We start from the raw sequence: 17,584 nt of genomic DNA, 5'->3' as shown, positions 1-17,584 counted from the left end.
GTAAGTGCTAAATGTGCAGGCATTTTCTATTTTGCAAGACTGCAAAGATAGGTTAAGTTTTGCGGGATTCAAAAATTATGGGGCTGATTTGGCATGTCAGCCGTCCTGTTGCTAATCTTACAGCTTAGTCCCGGCTTTCCAGCGCAGCCTCCTCTATTTGCGCTTCCGCCTGCCGGTGCCCCAGGTAACCGTCTATCAGGTAGTGGGCCAGGTAGAGCAGTGGGGTAAGCAGAATGGCCACGCCAAACTTGTACATGTAGTTAATGGCCGCCACCGACAGCACCTGCTTCATGCTCCAGTTGCCAAACACGAAAAAGGCAACAAACAGCACCACCAGCGAGTCGATGATCTGGGAGACGAGGGTGGAGCCGGTGGCGCGGAGCCAGATTTTGCGGCTGCCCGTAAAGCGGCGGAGCCAGTGAAACACGGAGGCATCCAGGAACTGCGATATCAGGAAGGCGGCCACGGAACCAAGTATAATGCCCAGTCCCTGGCGGTACACGCTGTTGTAGGCATAGTTAATGTCGAAGGGCCTGCCCATGTCATCGGTGCTGTTCACCTCCAGCCAGAACTGCGCGGGCGGCAGTCCCGTGACAACAGATATCACCAGAAATGCATACAGTATAAGTATAACCGTGAGCACACTTACCTTCTTGACGCCCTCCTTGCCGAAGTATTCGTTGATGATGTCGGTGGTGACAAACACAATGGGCCAGATGATGACGCCTGTTGTCAGGTTGAAGTCCAGCCTTTCGCCGCCTATGGGAATCTGCGCTCCCGGCAGCCCCAGCAGGGCCTCGCCTGAGAAAATCTTCACCCCAATCAGCTCTGCCAGCAAGGCGTTTGCGACGAAGATACCGCTCAGTACCAGGAATAGGTTGTTGCGCTTGTGACTAGGACTCATGGAATTTAAGGATTTACAGGATATTCTGCTTTGCACTTACAGCTGGCGAAAGTATAAGTATAACTAAAAGTATGGCTCATTCAAACTGGAAGCGGCAGAAGGGGGGCAACTCTTCCCGCTGCTAAAGTATAAACTCCTGAGTTGTAGCCTCACGCGGACAGTTCGTGTCCTGCTTGCATAAGCTAGGAGCCTAAACTTTATGAGTCACGATCAGGATTACAACAACCATACTCAGGCAAGCATCCTAAAATTCATTAATCCTACGAATCCTAGTCCCGCTCCATCACACTAAATATAGTGCCCTCTGTTGCTAATTCCGTATCTGGGAACACCTCCCGGGCCTCTTCCAGCAGCGGGTTCAGGTCTTTGTAACGCACCGAAAAGTGGCCAATGATAAGCTGGCGCACTTGGGCCGCCGCAGCCAGTTCGCCAGCCTGCCGGGCGGTGCTGTGGAAAGTATAGGCGGCCCGCTCACGCAAATCGTCAGTAAAAGTGGCCTCGTGGTAGAGCAGGTCTACGTGCTGCAGGTAGGGGAGTAGGGCGGGCTTGTAGCGGCTGTCGGAGCAGTAGGCGTAGCTGCGGCTGCGCTTTGGCGCCAGCGTCACGTCAGCATTGCGCACCAGTATATTTCCGGCCTCGTCTTTGATGTCCTCGCCCCATTTCAGGCGCACCAGTTGCGGCGGGCGCAGAAAGTCCGGCAGTTTCTCTTTGATGAGCGGGCGTGGCTTTGGCTTCTCACGGAACAGGAAACCGCAGCACGGGACGCGGTGCTCCATCGGGATGGTATGCACCGTTACACCTTTATCCTCAAAAATCTTTTTGTAAACGGTAGTATCCAGCTCATGGAAAACAAGCTTAAAGTTAAGGTTGGTGCCGGAATACTTAAACTGCAGGCTGAGAATTTCGGAGAGGCCGGGAGGTCCAAAAAGGTGCAGTGGCGTTTGGCGGCCCTGCAGGTGCATGGTGGAGATGAGCCCTGCCAGACCGAAGTAATGATCGCCGTGGAGATGGCTGATATAGATGTTACAAATGCGCTGATGCTTTACCCGGTAAAGCATCAGCTGCATTTGTGTTCCTTCGCCGCAGTCAATCAGGTGGTGCTGATTGCCAATGGTTAAAACCTGGGCGGTATGGTGTCTGTTTGTCGAGGGTGTGGCCGACGAACTTCCCAGAATCCTGAGTTCGAATTCCACAACGGCGTTTCTACTTAGTCTTCCTTGTTAGTCAGGTCCTGCTCAATTTCGTGCAGAAACACGCGGTCAATGGCCTCTTCCACGGTTGGCAAAATGTTCAGCACCGACTCCAGCTTAGAGATAGAGATCAGCTTCATCACATGGTCCTGCAGTCCGGTCAGGATCAGGAGGCCGTTGGAGGAGTTGCACAAGCGGTTAGCAATCAGGATAGAGCTAAGCCCGGAAGAGTCTGTATATTTAACCTCGTTAAGGTCTAGAATCAGGTTGTTTATCCCTTCAGCATTAAGTTTCACGAATTCAGACTTCAGGTCCGGCGCGATTGAAGTATCCAACTTCTTCTCATCAATCGTGATAATCGTGTAGTTTTCTTTCTTATCTATCGTGTACTTCATGGTCAACCAGTAAAGGATTTAAATGCGAATGTACCAAAATATAACTTAACAAACTTAATTTTTGGTAGTAAAAATGTTGTCATTAATATGCTTCTCAATGCGTTCCAACACCGAGTTATAGGTTTCCTTCCGGAACTTTTCCCCTGTAAACACCTCGTATAGCTCTATATAGCGCTCCGATATGCCTTCCACTACGGCGTCGGTCATTTCGGGCACCTGCTGGCCATCTTTTCCCTGAAAGCCATTCTCGATAAGCCACTGGCGCACAAACTCTTTCGAGAGCTGGCGCTGCGGCTCGCCTTTCTGCTGGCGCTCGGCATAGCCTTCGCTGTAGAAGTAGCGCGAGGAGTCCGGGGTATGGATTTCGTCGATGAGGTAAACCTGGCCGTTGTACTTGCCAAACTCATACTTGGTATCCACCAGAATCAATCCACGCTGCTTTGCCAGCTCGGTGCCACGGTCAAACAGGGTTCGGGTATAACGCTCCAGTGTCAGGTAATCTTGTTCCGACACGATACCTTTTGCCAGAATCTCCTCCCGCGAGATATCCTCGTCATGGCCTTCGCTGGCTTTGGTGGTGGGGGTGATGATCGGCTCGGGCAGCTTGTCGTTTTCCTTCAGCCCCTCGGGCAGTGCTACACCGCAGAGCGTGCGCTTGCCTGCTTTATACTCGCGCCAGGCATGGCCAGCCAGGTAACCCCGAATCACCATTTCCACCTTGAACGGCTCGCAGTGGTAGCCTATTGTCACGTTGGGGTCAGGCGTACTGAGCACCCAGTTGGGCACAACATCCGCTGTGGCCTTAAGGTTCAGGCTGGCAATTTGGTTAAGCACCTGCCCCTTGTAGGGTATGGCGCGGGGCAACACCACATCAAAGGCGGAGATGCGGTCGGTGGCAATAAGGGCGAGCCTGTCTTCGAAGAAATAAACGTCGCGTACTTTGCCCCTATAAAAGCCGGTCTGGCCGGCAAAGGTGAAATTGGTTTCTTTAATGGCTTCCATTAAATCAGTGTCGTTATAGGCAAGCAAAGTTAAATATATTTTACAGGGCAGGAAATAAATATGGAAACAGTAAAAACAACAATGGTTACCACCAAAAATATAGTTACCAAAAGATATTGAAGTATACTAAGGGCATATCTTTTTGTTTTATACTATAGATGCTATAGTTTGCATATTAGCCTGAATCTCTATGCACGGCAGCTTTTGGTGGGGCTGAAGTATGCTCTACAATATTTCGCGCCATGCCACCAAAGATAATGAAGTGGAAGGGAAGCATGGCGTACCAGTACAGGCGACCCGGCAGTCCTTCAGGCCGGAAAACAGCCAACTGCTCCAGGTAATGGCCGTCTTTCTCCTCCACTATCCGGAACTGCAGCCATGCCTCGCCCGGCAGTTTCATTTCGGCGTAAAGCAGCAGGCGACGGTTTGCCTTATCGGCCAGCAGCACCCGCCAAAAGTCGATGGTGTCGCCGGCTTGTACTTCCGTGGGGCTGCGCCGCCCGCGCCTAAGGCCCACGCCACCCACAATTTTGTCTAGCAGGCCGCGTATTTGCCACAGGAAGTCGGTTTTGTACCAGCCACGCTCCCCACCAATGCTCCAGATGTTGGCCAGCACCTCGTCCTGGTTGCGGTCAAATTTGAGGTACTGCCGATCGGTGAGCACGCCGTGCTGGGGTATCTGCACAAAATCCATGTAGTTGAGCGGCATGGTGCCGCTCACCAGGGCATCCTTCCAACTCGAGACCACCTCGTTCTGCTCAATTTTAGCGTAAGCCAGCCGAACGGCCTCCTGGTAGGGCAGGCAGCGGTGCGGGAGCAGCTTGTTTATACTTTGGTCCTTTACCACGGCATCATTCCGGAGGCTATCCACCAGGCGCTGTGCCAACGTATAATTGGTACTGGTGATAAAGTATAGCCAGTAGGAGGAGAGGCGCGGGGTTAGGACAGGCAGGGTGATAATATAGCGTTTCAGATGGCGCGTCTCAGCCAACCCGTGCAGCATCTGCTTATACGTTAGTACGTCCGGGCCCCCAATCTCCAGTTTTTTGCCGTAACAGCGCGCATTGCCCAACGTATGGGTCAGGTAAAAGAGCACGTCGCGGATGGCAATGGGCTGGCAGCGGGAGTTAAGCCACTTCGGGGTAACCATGAGGGGGAGTTTTTCTACCAGGTCGCGGATGATTTCGAAGGAGGCGCTGCCCGAGCCGATGATGATAGCAGCCCGCAAGACCGTAAGGCTGGCCCGGGCCGAGCTAAGCACCTCCTCTACCTTTTGCCGTGAGGCCATGTGCCTGGAGAGGCTTTGGTCCTGGGAGAGGCCGCTGAGGTAAATGAGTTGCGTGGCGCTGGTCGTGTTCAGGTAAGCCACGAAGTGCTGTGCGGCCATACTTTCTGCCACCGAAAAGTCGCCGGCGCCCGAACCCATGGAGTGCACCAGGTAATAAGCTGCGTCCATATCGGTGGGAAGGTGCTGTAACGTGTGGGGCTGCAGCAAATCGCCCTGTATCACCTTCACCCGGGCCTTTAACGTGGCAGGTAACTCGAAGCGGCGCGGGTCGCGCACCAGGCACACCACCTCATGCTGCTGCTCTACCAGCAGGGGCAGCAGGCGCTTCCCGATGTATCCATTGGCTCCCGTCAGCAGTATTTTCATCGTATGACTTGAAAAGGCAAAAGTACGTACTTATACTTTCTCAACAGACAGAGATTATTTAAGTTAGGCCGCGACAGTGCTTTCTTTTGCCTCATTAAAAGTATAAATTAACCGGGAAGGCAATTCTGCTTCCCCTAAAGTATAAACCATGGATCAGTATTTACAGGCAGCTCTAGAGGAGGCCAGAAAGGGTTATGAAGAAGGGGGCATTCCCATTGGGTCGGTGTTGGTGCACCAAGGCAAAATCATTGGCCGGGGGCATAATAAGCGGGTGCAGCAGGGCAGCGTGGTGTTGCACGGCGAGATGGACGCACTGGAAAACGCCGGTCGGTTGCCGGCCTCCGTGTACCGCGAGTGTGTGCTCTATACTACCTTGTCGCCCTGCTGCATGTGCTCGGGCACTATCCTGCTATACGGCATACCCAAGGTGGTTATTGGTGAGAACCGCACCTTTAAAGGCGAGGAGGAACTGCTCCGCTCCAGGGGCGTGACGGTAGAGGTGGTGGATGATGCGGACTGCGCAGCGCTCATGCAACGGTTCATCGCCGAAAAGCCGGATGTTTGGAATGAGGATATTGGTGTGTAAGTAGCGCCCGGGGCAGAGGAAACAATAGAACTTGAGCTGCAATTTACCCACCCAAAGAGATTACAGTTACAGGAATTCCCCTCCGAGGAGGGGTAGGGGTGGGTTTACACTTCTACAGAAGTACAAATAGGAACTCAGGTTTTATTTTATCCTTTTGTCTGGAAGCTGAACGCTGCGGAGACTGGTGCATCAGCCTCCGCAGCGCCAAGTATACGTTAGCGCCTGCTATCCCGGGTTGTGGCCCAGACGGCGTGCCCGTTTTTCCCAGTTTTCCCGGGCCCACTCCTGCAGGTCGGCCACCTGGTCCAGCTCGTCTATAATCTCCATGCCCAGCAGGGTCTCGATGATGTCCTCCATACTTACCAGGCCAGCTGTGCCTCCGTACTCGTCTACCACCAGCGCAATATGCTCCTGCTGCTCCTGCAGCTTACTGAACAGCGTAGGGATGGCCATGTGCTCGGGCACTACCAGTATCCTGCGCAGCACCGATTTAAGCGGCTGGTTGCCCTGGTTGTCGATGATCTTGTGCAACACCTCATTTTTAAGGATGTATCCCTGGATATCGTCCAGGGTGGAAGTATAAACGGGGATGCGGGAAAAGCGCAGGTCCGGGAAGTCGCGGAAAAAGTCTGTCATCGTCATGTCTTCCTGGGCGCTTACGATAACGGTGCGGGGAGTCATGATATGCCGTACCAGGATGTTGTTGAAGCGCAGGATGTTCTGAATCACCTGCGACTCGCTCTGCCGGAATATTCCCTCCTTGATGCCCAATTCTGCCATAGCCGTAAAGTCTGCACGGCTGAGCACACTGCGATCCTTGTCTGTTTTCAGGCGCTTGGTTATCACCTGCGATAGAACAATGATCGGGTAAAGCGGGGAGTAAATCATGATTTTAAGGGTACGCACTGTGAAAGGAATCAACTGTTTCCAGTAGTTGGCTCCCAGCGTTTTTGGGATGATCTCGGTCAGGATCAGGATGATGATGGTTAACACGACGGATACAACCGTCAGGTACTCCTCCCCCCAAAGCCGCTGCGCCTCCGCACCCACGCCTGCTGCCCCGATAGTATGCGCAAAGGTATTCAGGGTAAGTATGGCTGCCAGCGGCCTGTCAATGTTGTCTTTAAAGTGCTTCAGGTCTTTGCCGAGGGACGGGTTCTCCTTGCTGACGATGGCTACATGCGAGGGCGTTACGCTGAGCAGTGAGGCCTCCAGCAGGGAGCAGAGAAAGGAGAAAAACAGCGAAATGGCCAGGTATAAGAGAAGTAATCCCATGTGGTGATGCGAAGGTTGACAAAAGCAATGTTGCGCGAAAGTATCTTATTAAGCTTTCGGGAGCAATAATTTTGTAAAAAGTTAATGCACCACCCGCAAAATCGGCTCGGGTAGCGGCTGGTGCGTTTCGTGGTCGGTGGTAAAGTACCCCACCATGCTGGGGCCATAGCCCAGGTTCACCTCAATAAACTTGTCTTTCTCGGGCAGCATTGCTACTATTTCAGCCCTGAGCGTTTCCAGGCGCTGCCTCATTTCCTGCAGTTGGTCTTCCGAAATATCGGGTACCTCTTGCAGGGTGGTGGCGGTGTTTTTGGCGGCTTCTTCCACGGGGCCTTTTTTGGTGAGCATGTCTACTTCCTGCTTCCGGATGTCTTTCTCCAGGTTCAGGTACTCGATTACCTTTTTCTCCAGGGGTACCAGTGCGTCGTCTAAATATTGAATCAGGTTTTCCATAGCTTTATACTTTTAGGGTACAGCCTTAGCCAAACGGTGGGCCATACCTTACCTGAAACGAAGCTCGTAGGCGCTGGGTTAAAAATGCTTGGTGCCTTAGAGCCATTTAAAGGCCTTGCGCAGCAGCTGCAGGCGGTTGGCATAAGGCGGGTAGCGCATGGGCAGGTCGAGCCAGGTGCCGCGGTGCAACACGCTTTTCTGCTGCGAAAACAGGTCGAAACTGCTCTTGCCGTGGTAGCTGCCCATGCCGCTGTTTCCCACGCCCCCGAAGGGTAGGTTAGGGTTGGCCACATGGGAGATCGTGTCGTTAACGCAGCCGCCCCCAAAGAACGTATGGGCCAGCACTTGTTCCTTCTTCTCATTGTCTGAGGTAAACAGGTAGAGGCCCAGCGGCTTCTCGTGCTGCTTTACTGTAGCTATAGCTTCGTCTAGCTGCCCGAAGGTCAGCACCGGAAGTATGGGCCCGAAGATTTCCTCCTTCATCACCGGGTGCTGCCAGGTCACCTTGTCCAGCAGGGTGGGGGCGATGTAGCGGGTAGCCGCATCGGTAACGCCACCGGTGCGTAGCACGCCGTTAGTGAGGTAGCTGCTCAGGCGGTTAAAGTGCGTTTCGTTGATGATGCGGGCAAAGTCGGGGCTCTGCTGCGGGTCCTGCCCGTAAAACTGCTCGATGTACTGGATGATATGCTGGATGAGGTCTTCTTTTATACTTTCCTGTACCAGCAGGTAATCCGGGGCGATGCAGGTCTGGCCGGCGTTCATGAACTTGCCCCAGGCAATGCGGCGGGCGGCAAGGCCCAGGTCAGCGTCCTCGGTAACAATGGCGGGGCTCTTGCCGCCCAACTCCAGGGTAACCGGCGTCAGGTGCTCAGCAGCGGCCCGCATCACAATCTTGCCTACCTTGGTGCTTCCCGTAAAAAAGATATAGTCAAAGCGTTGCTGGAGCAGATGCTGCGTCGTGCTGACACCACCCTCCACGGCTGCCACGTAAGCTTCGTTGAAATGCGCGCGCAGCATGCGGGCCACCACGGCGGAGGTGTTGGGGGTGAGCTCAGAAGGTTTCACGATGGCGCAGTTGCCGGCGGCCATGGCCCCGATGAGCGGTGCCAGCAGCAGCTGAAACGGGTAGTTCCAGGGCGCGATGATCAGGGTAATGCCGTACGGGTCGGAGTGGATGTAGCTGCGGGAGGGAAAATTCAGGAGCGACTCTTTAACCCGCTGCGGCTTGACCCAGCTGCTAAGATTTTTCAGCACCAGTTTCAGCTCCAGCTCTATGAACCCTATCTCCGTAGCATATGCCTCTACCTGAGGCTTGCGAAAGTCGGCATACATGGCATCCAGAAGCTCCTGCTCGTGCTGTAGAATGGCCTGCTGCAACTCCCGCAGGCGCTCCAACCGGAACTCCAGGTTTAAGGTATGGCCGCTGGCGAAAAACGCGCGCTGCTTTTGAAGCAGTGACCGTACTTGCTGCAGGTCGGTATCTGCTGGCGGTGCGGCGGTGCGTATAGTATTGGTGCGTGGCATATGCTTTATGTATGTCGTCGGTTGGAGCCGGAGCTGTTTTTCCCGGATCCTGCCTATCGAAGTATAAATCTGGTAACTTCACTTCGTCGGTATGGCAAAGTATAAGTATATAATCTGATGCACTGTGTAGAGCCTGTTCCGGAAATGCGCCCTGTTATGAACCTAAATAACGGCTAGCTTCTGACGCTCAAGTTGCAACAATGTGATTTTAGAATAAAAATATAAGTAAAAGTAGCGTGCTGTCAAAGTATAAGATTGTACTTTTTTAGCTAAAAGGATAAATGTATCTTTGGGTGAGGCAGCCTTACGAGACTTTAAAGTTAAACGCTGGACCATGAAACTAATCGAGTGCCCCCGCGATGCCATGCAAGGCATCAAGGATTTTATACCCACGGAGGTAAAGGCAAACTACATCAACCAACTGCTCAAAGTCGGCTTCGACACCATTGACTTCGGGAGCTTCGTGTCGCCCAAGGCCATCCCGCAGATGGCAGACACAGCCGAGGTGCTGGATAGGCTGGAGCTGGACAATACAACCTCCAGATTGCTGGCCATTATCGCCAATACGCGCGGCGCGGAGGAAGCAGCAAAGTATAAGCAGATAGACTACCTGGGTTTTCCGCTGTCAGTATCCGAGACATTTCAGCAGCGCAACACCAACAAAAGTATAGCCGAGGCCATGCAGCAACTGGCCGAGATCCAGGATATTTGCCACAAGCACGGCAAAACACTGGTTACCTACATCTCTATGGGGTTTGGCAACCCTTATGATGACCCTTGGGATGTGGAAACGGTGCTAAACTTTGTACAGGAGCTCGACAAACTGCAGGTTAAAATTGTTTCTCTGTCCGATACGATTGGCGTGGCCACGCCGGAGAACATCACCTACCTGTTCAGCCACCTGATACCGGCATTCGGGCATATCGAGTTTGGGGCGCACCTGCACACCACGCCTGCTACCTGGCAGGAAAAAGTGGAGGCGGCCTATCATTCCGGTTGCCGCCGCTTCGACGGGGCCCTGCGCGGCTACGGCGGCTGCCCCATGGCCAAGGATGAACTGGTGGGCAATATGCCGACTGAAAATATGATAAGCTACTTCGAAAATATTGGCGTAGATTTGCACCTCAACAAAGCTGCTCTGCAGGCTGCCATGGCCGAATCAGGGGCGGTGTTTCTATAGTATGCTAAGAAGACACATAGTTGATATATTTGTTCCGTGCTTCGTGGACCAGCTCTTCCCCGACACGGCCATGAACATGGTGAAGGTTTTGGAAAAGGTAGGCTGCGATGTGCGCTACAACCCCAACCAGACCTGCTGCGGACAACCAGCCTACAATGCCGGCTTTTTTAACGAGGCCCGCGAAGTAGCTGATAAGTTCCTGGAGGATTTCACAAGCGATACGTCCCATTTCATCGTGGCGCCCTCGGCGTCGTGCGTGGGCATGGTGCGCAATGCTTACCAGGATATTTTTGTGAAGTCGTCGAAGTTGGTGCAGTATAGGGCCATGCAAAAGAAAGTGTACGAGCTGACCGAGTTCCTGACCGACGTGCTGGGTATTACGCGCATCGAAGGGGCTTCGCTGCCAGGCCGCTATACTTACCACGACTCCTGCAGCGCCCTGCGCGAGTGCGGCATCAAAGCGGGCCCGCGCGAACTCCTGAGCAACGTAAAAGGGCTGGAACTTGTGGAGATGGAGGATAATGAGACCTGCTGTGGCTTCGGGGGCACCTTCGCCGTGAAGTTTGAGGCGATTTCCTCTGCCATGGCCGAGCAAAAGGTAGACAATGCCCTGGCCACCGGCGCCGATTACATCGTCTCCACCGACAGCAGTTGCCTGATGCACCTGGAGGCCTATATCAAAAAGCAGAACAAGCCCATCAAAACCATGCACATCGCCGACGTGCTGGCCAGCGGCTGGTAAGTATAATTCTGCCAAAGTATAAGAAGAGGGGCCTGCGCAAACTATACTTGCGCAGGCCCCTCTTCTTATACTTGCTGTACCTGGTTAGCGACTGATGTAGTAGCCGAAGCTAAAGGAAAGGGTGCTGCCATCCAGGTTCAAGCCAAAGTCTGAGGATTTTGACTTAAAGTCGTACTCTTCAATTTTGTGAGTAGTATGATTATATCCTAAACGTCCGAAGTTTGCACTCAAGCCAATCTTCTCTGTAGGGAAAAAGGTGATACCTGGCCTAATGCCTACGCCGAATCCCGTGTCACTTCTATTAGATTCAGTTCTACTATACTCCAAGATTTCTGACTCATAACGGCTGTCTCCCTTTGAGAAGCTAAGATATGCTTCGCCGGTAAATGCAATTTTCTCAGAAAGAGTAAAGTATTTCTTCACATAAGGGGTTATAGCAAAACTCTTGTCTTTGCTCTCAGTGAGTGAATATGGTTCACGAATGCCCCACTGATTTAAATGAGCTGAGTTTGCCGTCTGGATAGAGGTAGTGAAACGAAAGCTGATGCCTGCCTCAAGGTTTTCTATGATCATGTATCCAATTCCCGGCGCAATAGAAAAGGATCTGTTTTCTGTAGAGCTTATTTCATCCTCGGTCTTGTCAGTGTGATCATAATAGCTTAGAGAGCCGGAGGCCACAACGGTACCTCGGGATGTTTGGGCGAGAGCAGCGGAACCGATGCAAGCGAGTAAAACAGTAAATAATAACTTCTTCATGGTTTGTCTTCTTTAGGAATTTAAAAGTTTATACATGGGTGTATCATCAGGCTCTCTACCAAGAATTATTTGTGTGCCAACTTCCTCGGCTCCATTCTCTGGAGAAGCAGAAAGTATAAGTACAGCATAGCGAATGAAGATTGTACTAGCGGTTGATATAATAGCTTAAACTGAAAGAAAGCGCATCCTCCAAGCTAATGCTTAAACCAGAGTTAGTTTTTACGGGTGTATCATTTGCTTCCGTTTTCTTTACTATCTGGTTATACAGCAGCCCGCCGAAGCCAGCGCTTATACCAAGTTTATCAGAAGGAAAGTAAGTGATCCCCGGGGCAAGCGCTACATCGAATGAAGTGCTCTTCTGCTGGGAATCAGCATTAGCGTCAGGCTTCCTTTTATAGAAGCTTAGTCCAGCAGAAAGCTGTCCTGTAAGGGCAAACTGCTCAGAGAGCATGAAATACTTTTTGAGGTAGGGTCTAATGGCAAAGCCATTTGCTTTTGTCTTCAATTCGTGGCTGTCACCCTCGCTATTAAATTGTATATTCTTAATTGTTGAATGGGTATAACCCAAAGCAGCACCAAGCTGAAAGTTATTGCCAAGCATATACCCAATACTTGGGCCCATTCTGAATGCAGTTCCACTGGATTTCTGGCTGATGGTATCGTTCAGTGTGGATTCCGAGGTGGATGTGCTAAAAGAAAGCCCACCCGTTACCACAACGGTTCCCTGCGAGGTTTGGGCGAAGGCACCTGTGCCCAGTAGAGCGAATACGGCTGCTGCTAGAAGCTTCTTCATGTTTGTTTTCTTAGTTGTATAAAAGGTTGTTTGCTGTCACGCGCAACAATTATAGGTAATATACTATGTTCTAACAAGCACTTTTCAAGTTTCCTGTACCGCAAAGTGTCACCAAAGCAGCCGTAATTCCCCTTCAGCCGTATATGGCACAAATTCAGAGGAAGTGACAGAGGAAAGAAAAAAACAAGAGGCTGGGAGCAACAGCCGACCACTGCGGCAGTCGCTGAAGGAATATGCGCGTGGGATAACAGGCGGCCTGCTGTTCAGCTTTCCGCTGCTATATACCATGGAAGTATGGTGGTCAGGTTTTATTGCCTCTCCGTTTCGCCTGCTGATCCTGGTGCTGGTGACGTACCTGCTGCTGCTGGGCTACAACCGCTATGCCGGCATGCACCCAAGCGTGTCGTGGCGCAGCGTGATGGTGGACTCCATTGAGGAGATGGGCATCGGGCTGGTGCTCTCTTTTTGTGTGCTGTTTGTGCTCAACCGCATTCAGCTGCACGACATGGCCCTGGCAGAGATCATGGGGAAAGTGATTGTGGAGGCGATGGCGGTGTCGATTGGCGTGTCCATTGGCACGGCGCAGCTGGGGGCGCAGGAGGATGAGGAGGAAGAAGATGAGCTGGAGCACGAGAAAGAGCCGCTCAGGTTCGGGATGTTGGTGCTTGCCACGTGCGGAGCGATTGTGATAGGGGGCAACGTGGCCCCAACGGAGGAAGTGCTGATGCTTGCAGTAGAGGCTCAACCTTACCATGTGCTGCTGATGGCAGTGCTCTCGCTGCTGCTCAGTGTGGTGGTGGTATACTTCAGTGATTTCAAGGGCACCTCGGGGCGCCACACGGGCAACCTCATTTTCGAATTGACCTTGGACACCTGCATTACCTACCTCATTGCGCTTGCTGTGTCTGCAGCGGCACTCTGGTTCTTCGGCAGGTTTAGCGGCGTTAGTTTCTGGGTGGCTTTTTCGCAAGTTATCGTGCTGGGTGTACTTTCCTCGCTGGGCGCCTCTGCGGGCAGGCTTCTGATAAAATAAGCTAATACATGCATCATGAACAATAAGGAATCGCAAAGCAGCAGTGAGGAAAAGGATATCAAAAACTGGTTCGAGTGGACCGTGTTTGGCCTCAGCCTTATACTTGTCCTGGCGATACTGGGCTACCTGGGCTATAAAGTATACCATCACTCCGAAACACCTCCAGAGATAGTGACACAAGTATGGCCATCCCCATCAGAAAATACACCCAACCGCTACCAGGTGCTGGTCGAAAATAAGGGCGGCATGTCGGCAGAAGAGGTGCGCGTACAGGTATCGATCCGCAGAGGAGGGCAGGAACTGGAGAAGGCGGAGCTGCATATAGCGTTCGTGCCGCAGGAGTCGAAGCGGGAAGGATGGGTGGTGTTTGAGCAAGCTGCCGGTAAAACGGACTCTGTGGTGGCGCGGGTACTCAGTTTCGAGAAGCCCTGATCAGGACATTCAGCAGTGACTGGAAGTATAAAAGTATAAGAGCCTAATCAATTAAGTCAACACTGCAGCCCTCGCTCGCCTCCGGCGAGTATGAGTTGTCCCCAGGCGGTGTGTATATTATCACTGCGGCAGGGCAGTTTATCCTACTCAGATTGCTCTTAAATTATCTGCCACTCTGTTCAGAAACCTGGAAGAGAAAGAGGGCCCCTACGCCCGGAGGATAAGCTTTTGCGACTGGCTACCAAGATCCTTTCAGGATGACAAAATAGAAGAGAATGAAATGGCCCAGACCCTCCAAGTAGTGGAATATTTTACTCTTGCAGGAATTCCCCTCTTGGGAGGGGCGGGGGTGGGTTATCACTTTTATCAAAGCAGTAAATCGTAACCAGGCTTAACTTTATTCTTAAACCTATACTAATATACTTGCTGTTGAGCGCAGCACAGTGACAAGTATAAATAAATCACCTCAAACAAAATATCTCATGAGCGAGCGCATGGGATAGTATCAGGCGGCCTTTTCGGTGAGCTTATAAAGACGTCGGGCTCCTCCCCAAATGAAGAGAAGCCCGACGCTTAGAAGATAACTTATGCTAGGAGCGGCTAGGCTTCCGGCATGATGCGCACCACCAGGCCATCCAGGTCTGGGTTTACGCGCAGCTGGCAGGAGAGGCGGCTGCTCTCTGTGGCATGAGGCAGTGATTCGAGCATGTACGCCTCGTCGTCGCCCATGTCGGGAAGCTCGCCCTGGCCGTTTTCCAGCACCTCCACGTGGCAGGTGGCACAGATGGCCATGCCACCACAAACCGCCTGCACCGGAAATTCGTTGGCCTTCAGCACCTCCATCACCGACAGGTTCATGTCCAGTGGGGCCTCCAGTTCAACGCGCTCGCCGTTGTCCTGCGCTACATATATCGTGATTGCGTCTTTCATTACTGTAGTTCCTGAATGCCGTTAACAGTGGTATACTTTAACACAAACTTCTTGTCCGGGTAAATGATGTTGTATGCACTCTGTGCCATCAGGGCTGCCTCGTGGAAGCCGCAAAGTATAAGCTTCAGCTTACCAGGGTAGGTGTTGATGTCGCCGATGGCATACACGCCCGGCACGTTGGTGGAGTAGTCATGTGTGTCCACTACAATGGCGCCTTTGTCCAGCTCCAGTCCCCAGTTCTCGATGGGTCCCAGTTTTGGCACCAGCCCGAAGAGCGGAATAAAGTAATCCGTGTCTATTTTGTAAGGCTCCTTGTTGTCTACCATCACCGTCACCGCATCCAGCCCGTCCTCGCCGTGCACCTCTGTCACGTTCGACTTCAGGAGGAGCTTGATTTGGTCTTCCTCAGCCATGCTCAGTACCTTGGCTGCCGACTCAGGGGCGCCCCTAAAGGTTGTACCGCGGTGCACCAGCGTCAGCTCTTTGCAAAGGCCGGCCAGGTAGATGGTCCAGTCCAGGGCGGAGTCGCCGCCACCGGCTATCACCACGCGCTTGTTGTGGAACACCTCCGGGTCGCGCACCATGTACTCCACGCCGTTCTTCTCATACTTCTCCAGGTTTTCGATGGCCGGCTTGCGGGGCTCAAACGACCCCAGCCCCCCGGCAATCACCACCACCTTACAGGCGATTTCGGTGCCATCCACGGTGCGGACGATAAACGAACCATCCTCCAGTTTCTCGAGGTCTTCCACGCGCTCGCCCAGTGTAAAGGTGGGGTGAAAAGGTGCAATTTGCTGCTCCAGGTTCTTTACCAGGTCTCCGGCCAGAATTTCCGGGAAGCCTGGAATATCATAAATCGGTTTTTTAGGATAAATTTCGGATAGCTGCCCGCCAACGGCAGGGAGCGCATCTACTACGTGGCAACGCATCTTGAGCAGGCCAGCCTCAAACACGGCAAACAAGCCTACCGGGCCCGCGCCCACAATGCATATATCCGTTGTTATTTTGCTCATTATTTATGTTAGGGTTTCGGTTAATACAACAGGTAAAGGTAGCCACCATGCAGCAGCTTCCATAGTAAATTTCATACTTTTTGAGCAGTTTGTCATCCAATTCATACTTGCTGCTTTGCCACAAGCTCCTGTAAGCGAAGCGCGTTGAAGGCCGCATACCCCAGTTGGTCGTTATCGAAGTACACATACACGTCCAGGCCCGCCTGTTGCCATGCCAGGCATTGCCGCGCCCATCCCTGCAGAGCCTCCTCGGTATAAGACCCGCTATACTTCCCTTGAGGGCCGTGCAGGCGCACATACACAAACGGGGCGGTAACATGAAACGGCGTAACATGCCCGTCCAACTCATAAATACAAAAAGCGGCATTATGTTTTCGGAGGAGGTCCAAAATTTCATCTGTGTACCAGCTCGGATGGCGGAACTCAAAAGTATACCTGTAGTAGGGCGGCAACTGGGCCAGAAAATTACGTAAGCGGCTGGCATTAACTTTCCAGCCCGGCGGCAGCTGGAAAAGCACCGGCCCAAGCTTGTGCTCCAGGGCGTTGGCGCTATGAAAAAAGCGGCTCAGCGGCTCTTGGGGATTCAGCAGTTTCTTCATGTGCGTGAGGTAGCGGCTGGCTTTCACGGAGAAGATGAAGTCGTCGGGCACGGCGTTGCGCCAGCTGGCAAAGGTCTCGGGCGTAGGAAGTTTATAAAAAGAATTATTGATTTCCACAGTACGGAAGAAGCGGGTGTAGTAACCTGTGAAGTCCTTTTGACGTACGTCCTTCGGATAGAAAGTGCCCACCCAGTGTTTATAGTGCCACCCAGACGTTCCGATGTGTAGCTGCTGCTCCATAAGCCTTTTTTAAGAAGGCTTATACCCTGTGATCAGTACAATTGTTTAGGTTCAGACAGGCTAGCGTACTGCCGGAAACTCCTATATCCGGAGGTTTATGCAGCTTGAGAAGTTGGGAAAAGTAATCCTAAAGCATACGTAAAATCGGTATATAGGGAAACAATTTATACTTTATAAATATTAAATAGTGTACAAATAAGGGTGAACGTGCCCTTTTAAGAAGTGGAGTGCAGAACTAGCTGTTTTACAGGAGCGTTTAAATAAATAATAGAATAGATTAACTTTTTTAATGTGCATATCATGAACTTGGACTATCGTAATGACCGCAACGCATTCGGGCAGCGTGATGTTGGCAGCAGCGAGGAGAGCAGCCGCATGAACCCGAACCCTGATAGGCAGCGCAACTACGGGCGTGATAACGCCAGTATGCGTGGGAACGATTTCTACGGCACCCAGAGCTACAACAGCGACTATAGCCGTGGCAATTACAGCGCCTCTACCTACAACAGCGGCCGCAAAAGACAGGGAGGATATGCCACCACCCATCCGGAAGGGCGGGAAAAGCAATATGTAGAGTTTCCTGACTACAGCAACAGGCCTACTTACGGTAGCTATGCAGGCAGCCGTTTGTACACAGACTTTATTGACCACAACTACGGCTATCCGGTTACTGAGCCCAGCAGTACCAGGTACAGCACACTTGAAGAGCATAAGCCTGCCAGCAGATCCAAGAGCCATAAAACCGGTACCCGTACCCCTTTCCGGTCTGCTGATCAGTCGCGCTATAGCGAGAACGATGGCCGCCGCCGGTAGCCGTTCTCCTGAAGTATAAAAGTATGGAAAGCCTGCCCCACGGGGCGGGCTTTTTCTTTGCCTATACTTT

General features: G+C 52.3%; 19 protein-coding genes. 6 read left to right on the top strand and 13 right to left on the bottom strand.

Features of this window, described 5'->3' with window-relative positions:
- Positions 1 to 124 precede the first annotated feature (124 nt).
- The 5 genes from BM040_RS04085 to BM040_RS04065 form a co-directional block, all read right to left on the bottom strand.
- Positions 125 to 904, bottom strand: a complete 780-nt coding sequence (locus tag BM040_RS04085) for a queuosine precursor transporter (RefSeq protein WP_092099198.1) — start codon at positions 902 to 904, stop codon at positions 125 to 127.
- Positions 905 to 1,173: 269 nt separating this feature from the next.
- A complete protein-coding gene (locus tag BM040_RS04080; protein ID WP_092099197.1) occupies positions 1,174 to 2,097 on the bottom strand; it encodes a ribonuclease Z in 924 nt (307 codons plus the stop codon).
- A 14-nt stretch (positions 2,098 to 2,111) separates the two neighbouring features.
- Entirely contained in the window at positions 2,112 to 2,489 is a 378-nt protein-coding gene (locus tag BM040_RS04075) for an STAS domain-containing protein (protein WP_046313463.1), read from the bottom strand.
- A gap of 54 nt (positions 2,490 to 2,543) precedes the next feature.
- The gene (locus BM040_RS04070) at positions 2,544 to 3,491 is read right to left on the bottom strand and encodes a phosphoribosylaminoimidazolesuccinocarboxamide synthase (RefSeq protein ID WP_092099196.1); all 948 of its coding nucleotides are present in this window, start codon (positions 3,489 to 3,491) and stop codon (positions 2,544 to 2,546) included.
- Positions 3,492 to 3,666: 175 nt separating this feature from the next.
- Positions 3,667 to 5,145: an SDR family oxidoreductase gene (locus BM040_RS04065; RefSeq protein WP_092099195.1), complete on the bottom strand. Its 1,479-nt coding sequence runs from the start codon at positions 5,143 to 5,145 to the stop codon at positions 3,667 to 3,669.
- 148 nt (positions 5,146 to 5,293) lie between these two features.
- Between BM040_RS04065 and BM040_RS04060 the strand changes: the two genes are divergently transcribed.
- Positions 5,294 to 5,731: a nucleoside deaminase gene (locus tag BM040_RS04060; RefSeq protein WP_092099194.1), complete on the top strand. Its 438-nt coding sequence runs from the start codon at positions 5,294 to 5,296 to the stop codon at positions 5,729 to 5,731.
- A 225-nt stretch (positions 5,732 to 5,956) separates the two neighbouring features.
- Here BM040_RS04060 and BM040_RS04055 read toward each other — a convergent pair whose 3' ends face one another.
- From BM040_RS04055 to BM040_RS04045, 3 genes are all read right to left on the bottom strand, one after another.
- Positions 5,957 to 7,006: a CNNM domain-containing protein gene (locus BM040_RS04055; RefSeq protein ID WP_092099193.1), complete on the bottom strand. Its 1,050-nt coding sequence runs from the start codon at positions 7,004 to 7,006 to the stop codon at positions 5,957 to 5,959.
- 81 nt (positions 7,007 to 7,087) lie between these two features.
- Positions 7,088 to 7,459 (bottom strand): hypothetical protein, encoded by a 372-nt coding sequence (locus BM040_RS04050; RefSeq protein WP_092099192.1) that lies wholly within the window; start codon positions 7,457 to 7,459, stop codon positions 7,088 to 7,090.
- A gap of 96 nt (positions 7,460 to 7,555) precedes the next feature.
- Positions 7,556 to 8,983 carry an aldehyde dehydrogenase gene (locus tag BM040_RS04045; protein ID WP_092099191.1) on the bottom strand — a complete coding sequence of 476 codons (1,428 nt, stop codon included), beginning with the start codon at positions 8,981 to 8,983 and terminating at the stop codon, positions 7,556 to 7,558.
- A gap of 334 nt (positions 8,984 to 9,317) precedes the next feature.
- Here BM040_RS04045 and BM040_RS04040 point away from each other — a divergent pair, with 334 nt between their 5' ends.
- Together BM040_RS04040 and BM040_RS04035 are read left to right on the top strand one after the other, a co-directional pair.
- Positions 9,318 to 10,163, top strand: coding sequence for a hydroxymethylglutaryl-CoA lyase (locus BM040_RS04040; protein ID WP_092099190.1), 846 nt, complete (start codon positions 9,318 to 9,320; stop codon positions 10,161 to 10,163).
- A 1-nt stretch (position 10,164) separates the two neighbouring features.
- Positions 10,165 to 10,905 carry a (Fe-S)-binding protein gene (locus tag BM040_RS04035; protein ID WP_092099189.1) on the top strand — a complete coding sequence of 247 codons (741 nt, stop codon included), beginning with the start codon at positions 10,165 to 10,167 and terminating at the stop codon, positions 10,903 to 10,905.
- A gap of 84 nt (positions 10,906 to 10,989) precedes the next feature.
- Here the strand turns inward: BM040_RS04035 and BM040_RS04030 are convergent, their stop codons facing one another.
- Positions 10,990 to 11,661, bottom strand: coding sequence for an outer membrane beta-barrel protein (locus tag BM040_RS04030; protein ID WP_092099188.1), 672 nt, complete (start codon positions 11,659 to 11,661; stop codon positions 10,990 to 10,992).
- Positions 11,662 to 11,806: 145 nt separating this feature from the next.
- Positions 11,807 to 12,454 (bottom strand): outer membrane beta-barrel protein, encoded by a 648-nt coding sequence (locus tag BM040_RS04025; protein WP_092099187.1) that lies wholly within the window; start codon positions 12,452 to 12,454, stop codon positions 11,807 to 11,809.
- Between the two features lie 163 nt (positions 12,455 to 12,617).
- On the opposite strand from BM040_RS04025, the gene BM040_RS04020 reads away from it, so the two are divergent.
- Positions 12,618 to 13,487: a TIGR02587 family membrane protein gene (locus BM040_RS04020; RefSeq protein WP_092099186.1), complete on the top strand. Its 870-nt coding sequence runs from the start codon at positions 12,618 to 12,620 to the stop codon at positions 13,485 to 13,487.
- Positions 13,488 to 13,502: 15 nt separating this feature from the next.
- A complete protein-coding gene (locus tag BM040_RS04015; protein WP_092099185.1) occupies positions 13,503 to 13,919 on the top strand; it encodes a hypothetical protein in 417 nt (138 codons plus the stop codon).
- Between the two features lie 600 nt (positions 13,920 to 14,519).
- On the opposite strand, the gene BM040_RS04010 is transcribed toward BM040_RS04015, so the two are convergent.
- From BM040_RS04010 to BM040_RS04000, 3 genes are all read right to left on the bottom strand, one after another.
- Positions 14,520 to 14,849, bottom strand: a complete 330-nt coding sequence (locus tag BM040_RS04010) for a 2Fe-2S iron-sulfur cluster-binding protein (protein ID WP_092099184.1) — start codon at positions 14,847 to 14,849, stop codon at positions 14,520 to 14,522.
- Positions 14,849 to 15,862, bottom strand: a complete 1,014-nt coding sequence (locus BM040_RS04005) for an NAD(P)/FAD-dependent oxidoreductase (RefSeq protein WP_092099183.1) — start codon at positions 15,860 to 15,862, stop codon at positions 14,849 to 14,851. Before BM040_RS04005 ends, BM040_RS04010 begins: the two co-directional genes overlap by 1 nt.
- A 101-nt stretch (positions 15,863 to 15,963) precedes the next feature.
- The gene (locus BM040_RS04000) at positions 15,964 to 16,701 is read right to left on the bottom strand and encodes a DUF72 domain-containing protein (protein ID WP_092099182.1); all 738 of its coding nucleotides are present in this window, start codon (positions 16,699 to 16,701) and stop codon (positions 15,964 to 15,966) included.
- 300 nt (positions 16,702 to 17,001) lie between these two features.
- On the opposite strand from BM040_RS04000, the gene BM040_RS03995 reads away from it, so the two are divergent.
- Positions 17,002 to 17,514, top strand: a complete 513-nt coding sequence (locus BM040_RS03995; RefSeq protein ID WP_092099181.1) for a hypothetical protein — start codon at positions 17,002 to 17,004, stop codon at positions 17,512 to 17,514.
- The last annotated feature ends 70 nt before the right edge of the window (positions 17,515 to 17,584 follow it).

Source organism: Pontibacter chinhatensis, assembly GCF_900113285.1.
GTDB lineage: Bacteria > Bacteroidota > Bacteroidia > Cytophagales > Hymenobacteraceae > Pontibacter > Pontibacter chinhatensis.
This window is presented reverse-complemented; position numbering and strand designations above follow the sequence as displayed.